The following is a 249-nucleotide window of genomic DNA, read 5'->3' as shown; positions in this document are numbered from 1 at the left end:
GGCCAGTTTGAACCGATCCGGTGTCCGCAAGCACCAAAAGCGCGTAGCCCCTGATATCAGCGGCGAAGGAACGCGCAATGAAGGCCTTGAGAGCATCGATCTGTGTCGCGATCACCACGCTCGCGCTCAGCCTGTCGATCACGAGTTCCGGCGCCTCTTCGGGCAAATAATGCCCGCAAGGCAGGCTTTCGCCGCGGACATCCGTCGCCTTCTCGCGCCAGGTCGCGGGCACGTCGTAGGTCGATCCGA

General features: G+C 62.7%; 1 pseudogene. It reads right to left on the bottom strand.

Annotated elements, in window-relative coordinates:
• A pseudogene (locus G8O24_RS44090) lies at window positions 1–249 on the bottom strand (hypothetical protein); the annotation flags it as partial.

This window comes from Bradyrhizobium campsiandrae (assembly GCF_014529705.1).
Taxonomy (GTDB): domain Bacteria; phylum Pseudomonadota; class Alphaproteobacteria; order Rhizobiales; family Xanthobacteraceae; genus Bradyrhizobium; species Bradyrhizobium campsiandrae.
This window is presented reverse-complemented; position numbering and strand designations above follow the sequence as displayed.